The sequence below is a fragment of the Methylibium sp. genome (assembly GCF_031393925.1).
Lineage (GTDB): Bacteria > Pseudomonadota > Gammaproteobacteria > Burkholderiales > Burkholderiaceae_C > Methylibium.
Window position 1 is genome coordinate 15177 of record NZ_JANMWL010000048.1, and the last position, 13195, is coordinate 28371.

The window sequence follows — 13195 nt, forward strand, 5'->3', positions numbered from 1 at the left end:
GATGCGACGCCTGCCGACCTTGCGACACACCCTGCTCAGCACCCGCGACCTGCTGGTCACCGCCGGCCCCTTCGTGCTGCTGGTGGTGGCGCTGCTGGCGCTGGCCTATTGGGCGCTCGACCCGAGCCCACCCCAGCGCGTGGTGCTGGCCACCGGCTCGGCCAATGGCGCCTACGCCGAGTTCGGCCTGCGCTACCAGGCGCAACTGAAGAAGTACGGCATCCAGGTCGAGCTTCGCAACACCGAGGGCTCGGCCGAAAACCTCGCGCTGCTCACCGACCCGGGCTCCGGGGTGGATTTCGCCTTCGTCCAGGGCGGTGCCGGCAGCATGAACGAGGCCGAGGCCGACGCGGCGAGCGCGCCCGCGCTGGTGTCGCTGGGCAGCCTGTTCTACGAGCCGCTGTGGCTGTTTTACCGCGAGGCCAGCGCGCAAAAACTGCTCGGGCGCGACAAGCTCGACACGCCCGGCCAGCTCACGGGCTGGCGCGTCAACATCGGCGCGCCGGGCAGCGGCATCACCAACCTGATGCGCCGCGTGCTCGACTCCAACGGCCTTGCGAGCGACGCCATCGCCGAGCAGCGCCTGAGCCAGACGCCGGCCGTGATGGGCCTCTTGGCCGGCGAGATCGACGCGCTGGCCCTGGTCTCCGCGCCCGAGGCGCCGATGGTGCAGATGCTGCTGCAAACGCCCGGCATCCGCTTGATGGACTTCGCGCAGGCCGAGGCCTATTCGCGCCGCCTGCCGATGCTCGCCGCGGTGGAGCTGCCGCGCGGCGTGGTGAGCCTGGAGCGGGACCTGCCGCCGCAGGGCGTGGACCTGGTCGCCCCGACCGCCATGCTGGTGGCGCGCCGCAGCGCGCACCCGGCGCTGCAGCAGTTGTTCGTGCAGGCGGCCAACACCATCCACAGCGGCGCCGGCTGGTTCCAAAAGCGCGGTGAGTTCCCGAACCGGCGCGCCAGCGAGCTGCCGATGTCCAAGGAGGCGGACCGCTTCTTCGACACCGGCCCGCCGATGCTGCAGCGCTACCTGCCATTCTGGGTGGCCAACCTGGTCGACCGCATGTGGGTGGTGCTCGCCTCCATCGTCGTGGTGCTGATTCCGCTGTCGCGCGTGCTGCCGCCGCTGTATGAGCTGCGCATCCGCTCGCGCGTGTTTCGCTGGTACGGCAAGCTGCGGCAGATCGAGGAGAGCCTGGCCGACAACCTGCGCGGCCAAGGCGGCGCGCAGCCGCTGATGAACGAACTCGACGAGCTCGACACGCGCGTGCGCGGCCTGCAAGTGCCGCTGTCGCACGCCGACGAGCTGTATGCGCTGCGCAGCCACATCGACCTGGTGCGCAAGAAGCTGCGCGCCCTGGGCGCCCAGACCCCGACCGCTTCGCCCTCGTGATCTCATGAAAAACGACAACGACAACAGCTCACCCACGCGGCCCCGGGTCGTCATCGTCGGCTGCGGCTTCGGCGGCATCGAAGCGGTGCGCGCGCTCAGCCAGGCCGAGGTCGAGATCACGCTCGTGGACCGCACCAACCACCACCTGTTCCAACCGTTGCTCTACCAGGTGGCGACCGCCGGCCTGTCGGCGCCGGCCATCGCCGGGCCGATACGCCACGTCCTGCGCAGCGAGATGCAGCGCGGCAAGCTCACCGTGCTGCTCGGCGTCGTGACCGACATCGACACCACCGCACGCGCGGTCGTGCTCGACGGGCACGAGCGCATCGGCTACGACCACCTCATCGTCGCCGCCGGTGCGACGCACAGCTACTTCGGTCACGACGACTGGGCCGCGCATGCGCCGGGCCTCAAGACGCTGGCCGACGCCTTCGATATCCGTCGCCGCGTGCTGCTGGCGTTCGAGCGCGCCGAGCGCAAAAGCGAGGGCGCGCAGCGCCAGTCCTGCCTCACCTTCGCGGTGGTGGGCGCCGGGCCGACCGGCGTGGAAATGGCCGGCATGCTGGCCGAAATCGCGCAGCACACGCTGCACGATGAGTTCCGCCGCATCGATTCACGCCGCGCGCGCGTCGTGCTGGTTGAAGGCGGCCCGCAGGTGCTGAGCGCCTTTTCCGACAAGCTCTCGCGCAAGGCTTTGGACCAACTGCACGCGCTCGGCGTCGAGGTGCTCACCGATGCCAAGGTCACCGCCATCGACGCGGGCGGCCTCAGCTACGACAGCCCTCGAGGCCCGCAGCGCCTGGACGCAGACACCGTGGTGTGGGCGGCCGGCGTGGCCGCGTCGCCGCTCGGCCTGGCGCTGGCGGCGAGCACCGGCTGCGCGCTCGACCGCGCCGGGCGCGTCGTCGTCGAGCCCGACCTGAGCCTGGCCGGCCATCCCGAGATCCACGTCGTCGGCGACCTGGCCGCGGCCATGAGCCACCGCAAGCGCGGCGAGCCGACGCCCGTGCCCGGCGTCAGCCCGGCGGCCAAGCAAATGGGCCGGCTGGCCGCCGACAACCTGCTGCGCCGTTTGCGCGGCGAGCCGACGCGCCCGTTTCACTACGCCGACTACGGTGCGCTTGCCACCATTGGCCGGCGCGCCGCGATCGCCATGGTCGACCTGCCGGTGCTCGGCCGGGTGCAGTTCAGCGGCATGTTCGCGTGGCTGTTCTGGCTGTTCGTTCACATCTACTTCCTGATCGGTTTTCGCAACCGGCTGGTGGTACTGACCGACTGGGCCTGGGCCTACTTCAGCTTCGAACGGCAAGCGCGCATCGTCGCCGAGCCGCACGCGCCGCGGCCGACGGCGCCCTCTTAAAATCGGTGTCCTGCGCTGCCTCTGCCGACCCGGCCCGAGCGCCCCGGCCTCCCAACGAAGGACTCGCATGGACACCCGCACTTCCCCGGCTCGCCTGCGTCTGGAGCCACTGCGCGCCGCCATGAGCGCGAACGGCATTGACGCCGTGCTGCTGCCTTCGAGCGACCCGCACTTGTCGGAGTACCTGCCGGCCCACTGGCAGGGCCGCCGGTGGTTCAGCGGCTTCACCGGCTCGATGGCCACGTTGGTCGTGCTGGCCGAGCGGGCGGCGCTGTTTGCCGACAGCCGCTACTGGGTGCAGGCCGATTCCGAGTTGACTGGCAGCGGCATTGAGCTGGTCAAGATCCCCACCGGCGCCTCCAGCGCGCATGTCGACTGGCTGGTGGCCCATCTCGCCACCGGCCAGACGGTGGCGACCGACGGCGCGGTGCTCGGCCTGGCCGCAGCGCTGCAGCTCAGGGACGCGCTCGGCGCCGCGGGCCTGCACCTGAAGACCGACGCCGATCCGCTGGCCGACGCCTGGGCCGAGCGCCCCGCCCTGCCCGCCGCCAAGGTCTACGAACACCGCGCGCCGCACGCACCGCTGGCGCGCCGTGCCAAGCTCGCGCAGGTGCGCGCCGCGATGGCCGAGCGTGGCGCGAGCCATCACTTGATCTCGACGCTCGACGACTTGGCCTGGCTCCTCAACCTGCGAGGCGCGGACGTCAACTACAACCCGGTGTTCCTCGCGCATGCGCTGCTGTCGATGAGCGGGGTGCTGTTGTTCGTCGGCGCCGGCAAGGTCGACGCGTCGCTGGCCGAGACACTGGCCGCCGATGGCGTAGCGCTGCGACCCTACGACGATGCGCGTGCGGCGCTGGCCGCACTGCCCGCCGGCAGCCGCTTGCTGATCGATCCACGGCGCGTGACGCTGGGCCTGCGCGAGGCGGTGCCGCAGGCGGTGAAGGTGGTCGAGGCGATCAACCCGTCGACCTTGGCCAAGAGCCGCAAGAGCGCCAGCGAAGCTGCCTTCATCCGCGAGGCGATGGCGCACGATGGCGCCGCGATGTGCGCCTTCTACGCCTGGTTCGAGCAGGCGCTCGGCCGCGAGCCCATCACCGAACTCACCATCGACGAGCGCCTGAGTGCCGAGCGCGCCAAGCAGCCCGGCTACGTGAGCCTGAGCTTCCCGGTCATCGCGGGCTTCAACGCCAACGGCGCGATGCCGCACTACCGCGCCACGCAAGCGAGCCATGCGGTGATCTCGCACGCCAGCGGTGTGGCGGCCGACGGCCTGCTGCTGATCGACTCAGGCGCGCAATACCTCGGCGGCACCACCGACATCACGCGCGTGTGGCCGATCGGCACGCCAACGGCTGAGATGAAGCGGGACTACACCCTCGTGCTAAAGGGCACCATTGCGCTCTCCCGCGCGCGCTTTCCGCGTGGCACGCCCAGCCCGATGCTCGATGCCATCGCGCGCGCGCCGCTGTGGGCCCAGAGCCTCGACTACGGTCACGGCACCGGCCACGGCGTCGGCTATTTCCTCAACGTTCACGAAGGCCCGCAGTCGATCAGCAAGGTCGTCGCCACACCCGAAATGGCGATGGAGCCGGGCATGGTCACCAGCATCGAGCCGGGCCTCTACCGCCCCGGCCGGCATGGCGTGCGCATCGAGAACCTGGTGATGAACGTGGCCGCACCGGACGACGAGTTCGGCGAATTCCTGCAATTCGAGACGCTCACGCTGTGCCCGATCGACACGCGCTGCATCGAGCGCTCGCTGCTCGATGCAACCGAGGCGCGCTGGCTCGACACCTACCACGCGACGGTGCGCGAACGCCTCTCGCCGCTGGTGAGCGGAGCCGCCCGCGCGTGGCTCGAGGAGCGCACCCAAGCACTCATGCCGCGCGGCTGACGGCGACTGCGTGGTGAACGGTCGCGCGCCACGCGGATTGTTCGGCCTGGGCGCTCTCGTACGAATTTGCTTTATTCGAATAGGAAAGAGCGGTCTCGCCTGACCTGTCGGCGCCTCTCGCGTCCGGGTTGCGTATCAGCGCCCCGTCTTCACCACGATGCGCCCGCGCACCTTGCCGGCCATCAGCTCTTCGGCCGCCGCAACGGCCTCGTTCAAGCCGATCTCGCGCGTCATCGTGGCCAGCAAGGCCGGGTCGAGGTCACGCGCGAGCCGCGTCCAGGCTTCGCGGCGGCGCTCGATCGGTGCCATCACGCTGTCCACGCCGAGCAACGCGACGCTGCGCAAGATGAAAGGCATCACCGTGGCCGGCAAATCCAAACCTTGCGCCAGGCCGCAGGCCGCGACCGCGCCGCCGTAGCGCGTTTGAGCGCAGGCGTTGGCCAGGGTGTGACTGCCCACCGCATCCACCACCGCGGCCCAGCGCTCCTTTTGCAGCGGTTTGCCGGGGGCGGCCAGCTCAGTGCGGTCGATCACGCCCTGCGCGCCCAGCTTCTTCAGGTAATCGGCCTCGCTCGCCTTACCGGTGGCCGCGGTGACCTTGTGGCCCAGCCGGGCCAGCAACGCGATGGCCACCGAGCCGACGCCGCCGGTCGCGCCGGTCACCAGCACTTCGCCGTCGCCGGGCTTGACGCCGTAGCGCTCGAGCGCCAGCACGCACAGCATCGCGGTGTAGCCGGCCGTGCCGATGGCCATCGCCTGGCGCGACGTGAAAGCCGCGGGCAGCCGCACCAGCCAGTCGCCCTTCAGGCGCGCCTTGGCGGCCAGGCAGCCCTTGTGCGTCTCGCCCACGCCCCAGCCGTTGTGGACCACCTGGTCGCCCGCCTTCCAGGCCGCATGCGTGCTCTGGGTCACCGTGCCGGCGCCGTCGATGCCCGCCACCATCGGCCAGCTGCGCACCACCGGCGAGCGGTTGGTGATGGCCAGGCCGTCCTTGTAGTTGAGCGTGGAGTAATCCACCGCGATGGTGACGTCGCCGTCGGGCAGGAAGCTGTCGTCGACTTCGCGCACGCCAGCGCTGAATGAACCGTCGGACTTGTCGAGTACGAGCGCTGAAAACATGGCGAACTCCTGATGATGAATGTCGGTGGAAGCGCGGATTTCAACACTGCCGGGGCATCGGCGTGCGCCGCGCCGCCAGCGCAGCGCCGGCCACGGTGCGGACAACTACACCGCGAAAGCAGCCAAACCCTTGTGAAACAAGAAGTTTTACCGTTGACGCGGTGTCGCGTCGGCCGCTATCTTCGCGCCCATGTCGAGGTTCTGGAAATTCTGGCGGGGCGTGGCGGTCGGGTTCTCCGCGGCCTGGATGCTGGGCGCGGGCCCGGCGCAGGCCGCGCCGGAGCGCGCCGATGTCGTCGCACGTTTTCTCGCCGAGCGCGGTTTGCTCGAGGGCGCCAGCAAGACACCGACGCGCGCCGCAGACAACGGCGACCCGTCGCTGGCCCGCCAGACTCTGGAGCGCGCCTCCGGCTGGGCCGGCGGCCTGGTCTCGTCGGCGCTGCATTTCCTGGGCGTGCCCTACAAGCGCGGCGGCCAGTCCGCCGCAGACGGTTTCGACTGCAGCGGCTTCACGCGGCATGTGTTCGAGGCAACACTCGGGCTGGTGCTGCCGCGCCGCTCCAACGACCAAGCCAAGGACGGTGGCCTCGTCGCCGTCGAGCGCGCCGAACTCCAGCCCGGCGACCTGGTGTTCTTCAACACCCTGCGCGCGGCGTTCTCGCACGTCGGCATCTATGTCGGCGACGGCAAGTTCGTCCATGCGCCGCGCAGCGGTGCCAAGGTGCGCGTCGAAGAGATGGGCAGCAGCTACTGGAGCCCGCGCTTCGACGGCGCGCGGCGTGCGTCGCGGCCGGTGGAGGTGTCGGCCGTTGCCGTTGCAGCGGTGCAGACCAGCCCGCTGCCGGCCGTCGACACGGGTGCGGCCGCGTCCGCCGTTGCCGCCGCGTCGGGACCTTTGCCAAGCTACTGATCCGCCGCTCGGCGCGTTAATCCCACACGCGGCAGTCACGCGTGAGCGCGGCACAATCCGCGCATGGCCGAGCGCACCATTCCCCTGATCGACCACCGGCACTCGGCCGCACGCCCTGCCGTGCCGCGGTTCGCCGTCGCGCCCAACGGCCTGCTGTCCGACCGCCTGGGCCGGGCGCTCGGCGACCTGCGCATCTCGGTCACCGACCGCTGCAATTTCCGCTGCAGCTACTGCATGCCCAAGGAGGTGTTCGACAAGAACCACCGCTTCCTGCCCCATGCCGAACTGCTCAGCTTTGAAGAAATCACCCGGCTGGCGCGCGTGTTCGCGCTGCACGGCGTGCACAAGCTGCGCCTGACCGGCGGCGAGCCGCTGTTGCGCAAGAACCTCGAGGTGCTGATCGAGCAGCTGGCCGCACTGCGCACGCCTGAAGGCGCGCCGCTGGACCTCACGCTCACCACCAATGCCTCGCTGCTCGTGCGCAAGGCAGGTGCGCTCGCGGCGGCCGGCCTCAAGCGCGTGACGGTCAGCCTCGACGCGCTCGACGATGCGGTGTTTCGCCGCATGAACGACGTCGACTTTCCGGTCGCGGAGGTGCTGGCCGGCATCGAGGCCGCGGTCGCGGCGGGCCTGGCGCCTATCAAGGTCAACATGGTGGTCAAGCGCGGCATCAACGACCACGAGATCGTGCCAATGGCGCGCTTCTTTCGCGACCACTTCGGTGGCAAGGTGGTGCTGCGCTTCATCGAGTACATGGACGTGGGCGTGACCAACGGCTGGCGCATGGACGAGGTGCTGCCCTCGGCGCAGGTGGTGGCGCGCATCCACGCGGCGTTCCCGCTGCGCGTGCTGCAGGCCACCGCGCTCGGCGAGACGGCCGAGCGCTGGGGCTATGCCGACGGCGCCGGCGAAGTCGGCGTGATCTCCAGCGTGACACAGGCCTTTTGCGGCGACTGCAACCGCGCGCGCCTGTCCACCGAGGGCAAGCTGTATCTGTGCCTGTTCGCCTCGCGCGGCCACGACCTGCGCGCCCTGCTGCGCGACCCGGCCGGCTACAGCGACACGCAGATCGCTGCGGCCATCGGCGCCATCTGGCAGGGCCGCGACGACCGCTACTCCGAGCTGCGCGGCAGCGCGCAAGGCGCAGTCGCTTCGGCCGCCAAGGTCGAGATGAGCTACATCGGCGGTTGACCTGAAATGAAACGTCTGACTGGGACGACGAGACCGTTCGCTCGCGGCTCATTGCGGTGCGTAGCGGGTCGCGCCAGGCGCAATGGACCCCACTGAAATGATCAAGCCTTGCGACATCACCGGCCTCATCCTGGCCGGCGGCCGCGGCAGCCGCATGGGCGGTGTCGACAAGGGCCTGCAGCCCTACCGAGGCCTGCCGCTGGCGATGCACACGCTGATGCGCCTGGCGCCGCAGGTCGGCGAGGTGATGATCAACGCCAACCGAAACCTCGGCGCGTATGAAAGCTTCGGCATGCCGGTGTGGCCCGATGCCAGCGCCGACTTTGCCGGCCCGCTGGCCGGCTTCCTGATCGGGCTGGAGCGCTGCGAGACGCCCTACCTCGTCACCGTGCCCTGCGACACGCCCGCCTTCCCTGAAGACCTGGTGGCGCGCCTGGCGCAGGCGCTCGAGGCCGAAGGCGCCGATCTGGCGATGGCGCGCTCGCCGCACAGCGATCATGCCGAGGGCGGCCGCGTTGGCCCGCAGTTGCAGCCGGTGTTCTGCATGATGCGCAGCACGCTGATGGAAGACCTGCTGCGCTTCATGCAAGAGGGCGGCCGCAAGATCGACCTATGGACCGCGCGCCAGCGCTCGGCGGTGGCCGACTTCGACGACGCCAGCGCCTTCTTCAACGCCAACACCCTGGCCGAGTTACGCCAGCTCGAGGCGCGCGGTGCCTGAGGGCACGCCTGCGGTGATCCGCCGGCTCGGGCCGGCCGACCTTGCCGCCTACAAGAACCTGCGCGACGAGGCGCTGCGCCTGCACCCGGAGGCGTTCACCTCCGACCACGCCAGCCAACAGTCGCGCACACCGGAAAGCTACCTCGGCCGCCTGGGCCTGGCCGAGCCGCTGGGCGGCAGCTTCCTGCTCGGCGCCTTCATCACCGAGAAGGGCAAGCCGCGTCTGGTCGGCTCGGTGGGACTGGAGCGCGAGACGCGCCAGAAGACCCGCCACATCAGCTGGCTCATTGGCCTGATGGTGCTGCCCACGAGCACCGGCCACGGCGTCGGCCGCGCGCTCGTCGAAGGCTGCATCGCAGAAGCGCGCCGGGCCGACCGGCTGCAGCTGATCACGCTCAGCGTCACCGCCTCCAGCCTGCGCGTGGTGCGCCTGTACGAGCGCGCCGGCTTCGTGCGCTACGGCCTGCTGCCGCGCGCGGTGCGCCTGGTGGACGAGCATGGCGAGCGCTACCACGACAAGGCCCAGATGATGCTGGTGTTGTGACGATGAGCGACGCCCCTGCCCTGCCCTCGCTGCAAGACATCGCCTCCTGCGTGGCCGGCTACGACCCGAACGCGCTGTCGGTCGAGCATGCGCAGCAATTTATCGAGCGCTTCGTGCCGCGGGTTGGCGCCGTCGAGCAGCTCGCGCTGCGCGCCGCGCTCGGGCGCGTGCTGGCACGTGACCTGGTCTCGCACATCGATGTGCCGGCGAACGACAACTCGGCGATGGACGGCTACGCGCTGCGCAGCACGGACCTGAAATCGGGCGCACCGACCGTGCTGCGCGTGGCCGGCACCGGCTTGGCCGGCCAGCAGTACGAGGGCAAGGTCGCGGCCGGCGAGTGCGTGCGCATCATGACGGGTGCGGTCATGCCGGGCGACCTGGACACGGTGGTGCCGCAAGAGTTCGTCGTCCTCATGCCTGCGGCGCAGGACGACTCTCGCCCGCCCCCCCGTTCAACGGGAGAGGGCCACATCACCGTGCCTGCAGGCATCGTGCGGCCCGGCGACAACCGCCGCCTCGCCGGTGAAGACCTGGCGCGCGGCGAGACGGCGCTGGCCGCTGGGCGCGTGCTGCGCCCCGCCGACATCGGCCTGGCCGCGTCGCTGGGGCGCGCCGAGCTGCCGGTGCATCGGCGCCTGCGCGTGGCGTTTTTCTCCACCGGCGACGAGCTGCGTTCCATCGGTGAACCGCTCGATGCCGGCTGCGTTTACGACAGTAACCGCTACACCATCCACGCCATGCTCACGCGACTGGGCGTGGAACTGCTCGACCTCGGCGTGGTGCGCGATGACCCGGGCGCGCTGGAAGCGGCGTTTCGCAGCGCCTGCGAGAACGCCGACGCCGTCATCACCTCGGGCGGCGTGAGCGTCGGCGAAGCCGACCACACCAAACAAGTGATGGCGCGGCTGGGCGAGGTGGCGTTCTGGCGCATCGCCATGCGCCCGGGCCGACCGATGGCGTTCGGGCGCATCGCGTCGAACGGTCACACCGCCGTGCTGTTCGGCCTGCCCGGCAACCCGGTCGCGGTGATGGTGACCTTCTACGCCTTCGTGCGCGGCGCGCTGCTGGCGATGGCAGGCGCCGCACCGATCGCGCTGCCACTGCTGCGTGCGCGCGCGGCCCTGGCGATCCGCAAGAAGCCCGGCCGCACCGAGTACCAGCGCGGCATCGTCACGCGCGCGGCCGACGGCGACTGGGACGTGGCCCTCACCGGCGCGCAGGGCTCGGGCATCCTGCGCTCGATGTCGGTCGCCAACGGCCTGGTGGTGCTGCACCACGAGCAGGCTTCGGTGGCCGCGGGCGAACATGTCGACGTGCTGCCGTTCGACGGCTTGCTGTAGCGGGGGTACGGCTGCGCAGCGTCGTCGGCCAGCGGCGCTTGTCAGGGGCGCAGCAATGCGGCTGGGTCGGCCACGCCATCGGCACGTTTGATTCACACTGAACCGATCGGCAGCCGCCAGGAGGTTCACGCCCATGCCCACACGCCAGGTCGACGTCGCCATCCTCGGCGCCGGCACCGCCGGTCTCAGCGCTTACCGCGCTGCGCGCATGCACACCGAGCGCGTGCTGCTCGTCGACCCAGGCCCGTTGGGCACCACCTGCGCGCGCGTGGGCTGCATGCCGAGCAAGCTGCTGATCGCCGCTGCCGACGTGGCGCACGAGGCGCGACATGCGGCGCGCTTCGGCATCGCCGTGAGCGAGGTGCGGGTGGACGGCGAGCGCGTGATGGCGCGCGTGAAGAGCGAGCGCGACCGCTTCGTCGACTTCGTGCTCGAGGGCATGCGCGACATCGAGCCGCAGCAGTTGCTCGTCGGCCGCGCACGCTTCACCGCGCCTCGAGTGCTGCAGGTCGAAGGCCCGGGCGGGGATGTGCGCGTCCAGGCCGAACGCATCGTCATCGCCACCGGCTCGCGGCCCGACACGCCCGCCGCGTGGCGCGCCGCCCTCGGCGAGCGCCTGATCGTCAACGACGACGTGTTCGAGTGGCAGACCTTGCCGCGCTCGGTTGCCGTGGTCGGCTCCGGCGTGATCGGCCTGGAGCTTGCGCAAGCGCTGCACCGCCTGGGCGTGCGCGTGCGCCTCATCGGCCGCAGCCGCTTCGTCGGTCCGCTCACCGACCCCGCCCTCGCGCTGGTGGCAGCACGCGCCTTCGAGGCTGCCTTGCCGATCGAACGCGAAGCCGAACTGATCGACGTGCGGCGCGCGGGCGACGAGGTGCTGCTGCACTGGCGCACACCGGCCGGTGAGCAGTGCGAGCGCTTCGACTTCCTGCTCGCCGCCACCGGGCGGCGGCCCAACGTCGATGCGCTCGGCCTCGAGCACAGCGGCCTGACACTCGACAGCAACGGCGTGCCGCTCCACGACACGCAGAGCGCGCAAGTCGCAGGTGCGCCGGTCTTCATTGCCGGCGATGCCACCGACGAGCGGCCGCTGCTGCACGAGGCGGCCGACGCCGGCCACATTGCCGGCGACAACGCCGGACGCTTTCCGGCCGTGGTGCGACAGCGGCGCCGCACGCCCTTGGCCATCGTGTTCAGCGAGCCGCAGATCGCGCTGGCCGGGCAGACGCACCGCGAACTCGGCGCCGCCGGCGTCGCCTTCGCGACCGGCCGCGCGAGCTTCGAGAACCAGGGCCGCAGCCGCGTGATCGGCCGCAACGTCGGCGCGCTGCACGTCTATGCCGAGCGCAAGACGCGCCGCCTGCTCGGCGCCGAAATGGTCGGCCCCGCGGCCGAACACCTGGGCCACCTGCTGGCCTGGAGCATCGGCCGCGGCGACACGGTGGACGATGTGCTGGCCCAGCCCTTCTATCACCCGGTCATCGAGGAAGGCCTGCGCACCGCGCTGCGCGATCTGCGCGGCGCGCTTGACCATGACCCGCCCTGCGACGAGTGCCGTCCGGGCGAGTGAGCGGCTGCGTGCCGGCCCTCAGAGGCCAACAGGCGTGCGCTCGCGCTGCCCGTGGCCGTTGAATTCGGCACGGAACGCATTGGCCCTGAAGCAACGCTTCGTTTCTGCGCGTTCGACTCGCCGATAGACTTTGATCACGCTGGTCTAGCGCTGATCTGAAAGCGCAAAGCACCAGCGCCATTCACGGTGGGGAGAGGTGCCCTTGGAAACTCACGCGTTATCTGCATTGCTGTTCGCGGTCGCACTGGCACTGTGCGTCTGCCTGCCGCATGCCGCGCTCGACATGGTCCGCCGCGCGCGCGCAAAGCGCCATGCCAATCCGTGGGGCTGGCTGCTGATTGCAGCCGTTTCCTGGGGCACGACGGCGTGGGCGGCGCTCGTTTTCGCCCTGCTCGCATTCCAGCCGGGGCTCGACCTCGCGCACGACGCCGCCTTGCTGATCACGTCGTGGTTGCTCGGCGTTGCAACCGGCTTCGGGCTGCTCGGATCATGCACGGTGGCCTTGCAGAGCCGGCGTCACGCCGCCGCCATCGGGGCCGGCTTGGCATTGGGCCTGAGCTGCATGAGCGCCGTGCTGATGGCGTCGCTGCAGCCGGTCAGCTTCTGGGCTGCCGTCCAGGTTGTCTCATGGGCCTTCCTGGCGGCGATGCTCGTTGCCTGCGCTTGCCTGGTCGCGTTCGTGCTCGCCAGCGAAGGTTTGTTGTGCCTGCCACGCTCGTACGCGCGCCTCACGTCGGCGATCAGCGGTGCGGCGCTTGCCGGGGCGTTCGCTTTCGCGGTGCGCAGCGGCGATCTGGCGGCGGTGGCCAGCGGCGCGGGGTCAGGCGTTGCGACGATGCATGCGGCGTTGCTGTCGGTCGTCGCCACCGCGCTGGGCCTGTCGGTGACGCGCTTCATGTCGCGCATCGAGCGGCACCTCGTCGACCGTGCCGACGGCCTGGAACAGTCGCTGCGCAAAGCCAACTCGGACCTGCAGAAAATTGCCTACAACGACGCCCTCACGCAGCTGCCGAACCGCTTGGTGTTCGAAGACAAGCTGGCGGCGGCGGTCAACCGCGTGGACCGCACGCAGTCGCGCCTGGCCGTGCTGTTCGTCGACCTCGACGGCTTCAAGCCGATCAATGACTCGTTCGGGCACGGCAGCGGCGAC

General features: G+C 70.4%; 11 protein-coding genes. 10 read left to right on the plus strand and 1 reads right to left on the minus strand.

The window, feature by feature from the left end:
* The first annotated feature begins 1 nt into the window (after position 1).
* From RMO12_RS03535 to RMO12_RS03545, 3 genes are all read left to right on the plus strand, one after another.
* A complete protein-coding gene (locus RMO12_RS03535) occupies positions 2–1390 on the plus strand; it encodes a TAXI family TRAP transporter solute-binding subunit (protein WP_309625825.1) in 1389 nt (462 codons plus the stop codon).
* Positions 1391–1394: 4 nt separating this feature from the next.
* Positions 1395–2750: an NAD(P)/FAD-dependent oxidoreductase gene (locus RMO12_RS03540; RefSeq protein ID WP_309625826.1), complete on the plus strand. Its 1356-nt coding sequence runs from the start codon at positions 1395–1397 to the stop codon at positions 2748–2750.
* 67 nt (positions 2751–2817) lie between these two features.
* A complete protein-coding gene (locus RMO12_RS03545; RefSeq protein ID WP_309638219.1) occupies positions 2818–4647 on the plus strand; it encodes an aminopeptidase P family protein in 1830 nt (609 codons plus the stop codon).
* A 135-nt stretch (positions 4648–4782) separates the two neighbouring features.
* Here the strand turns inward: RMO12_RS03545 and RMO12_RS03550 are convergent, their stop codons facing one another.
* Positions 4783–5766 (minus strand): MDR family oxidoreductase, encoded by a 984-nt coding sequence (locus RMO12_RS03550; RefSeq protein ID WP_309638220.1) that lies wholly within the window; start codon positions 5764–5766, stop codon positions 4783–4785.
* A gap of 190 nt (positions 5767–5956) precedes the next feature.
* Here RMO12_RS03550 and RMO12_RS03555 point away from each other — a divergent pair, with 190 nt between their 5' ends.
* From RMO12_RS03555 to RMO12_RS03585, 7 genes are all read left to right on the plus strand, one after another.
* A complete protein-coding gene (locus RMO12_RS03555) occupies positions 5957–6676 on the plus strand; it encodes a C40 family peptidase (protein WP_309638221.1) in 720 nt (239 codons plus the stop codon).
* A 63-nt stretch (positions 6677–6739) separates the two neighbouring features.
* Positions 6740–7867: a GTP 3',8-cyclase MoaA gene (moaA, locus tag RMO12_RS03560; protein WP_309638222.1), complete on the plus strand. Its 1128-nt coding sequence runs from the start codon at positions 6740–6742 to the stop codon at positions 7865–7867.
* A 97-nt stretch (positions 7868–7964) separates the two neighbouring features.
* Complete coding sequence (mobA, locus tag RMO12_RS03565; protein ID WP_309625831.1) at positions 7965–8588, plus strand: molybdenum cofactor guanylyltransferase MobA; 624 nt, start codon at positions 7965–7967, stop codon at positions 8586–8588.
* Positions 8581–9132, plus strand: coding sequence for a GNAT family protein (locus tag RMO12_RS03570; protein ID WP_309625832.1), 552 nt, complete (start codon positions 8581–8583; stop codon positions 9130–9132). The genes mobA and RMO12_RS03570 overlap by 8 nt, the downstream gene beginning before the upstream one ends.
* A 2-nt stretch (positions 9133–9134) precedes the next feature.
* Positions 9135–10475: a gephyrin-like molybdotransferase Glp gene (glp, locus tag RMO12_RS03575; protein WP_309638223.1), complete on the plus strand. Its 1341-nt coding sequence runs from the start codon at positions 9135–9137 to the stop codon at positions 10473–10475.
* A gap of 133 nt (positions 10476–10608) precedes the next feature.
* Positions 10609–12045, plus strand: coding sequence for a dihydrolipoyl dehydrogenase (locus RMO12_RS03580; protein ID WP_309638224.1), 1437 nt, complete (start codon positions 10609–10611; stop codon positions 12043–12045).
* Positions 12046–12247: 202 nt separating this feature from the next.
* A partial coding sequence (locus tag RMO12_RS03585; protein ID WP_309638225.1) for a diguanylate cyclase domain-containing protein occupies positions 12248–13195 on the plus strand: 948 nt, incomplete at its 3' end.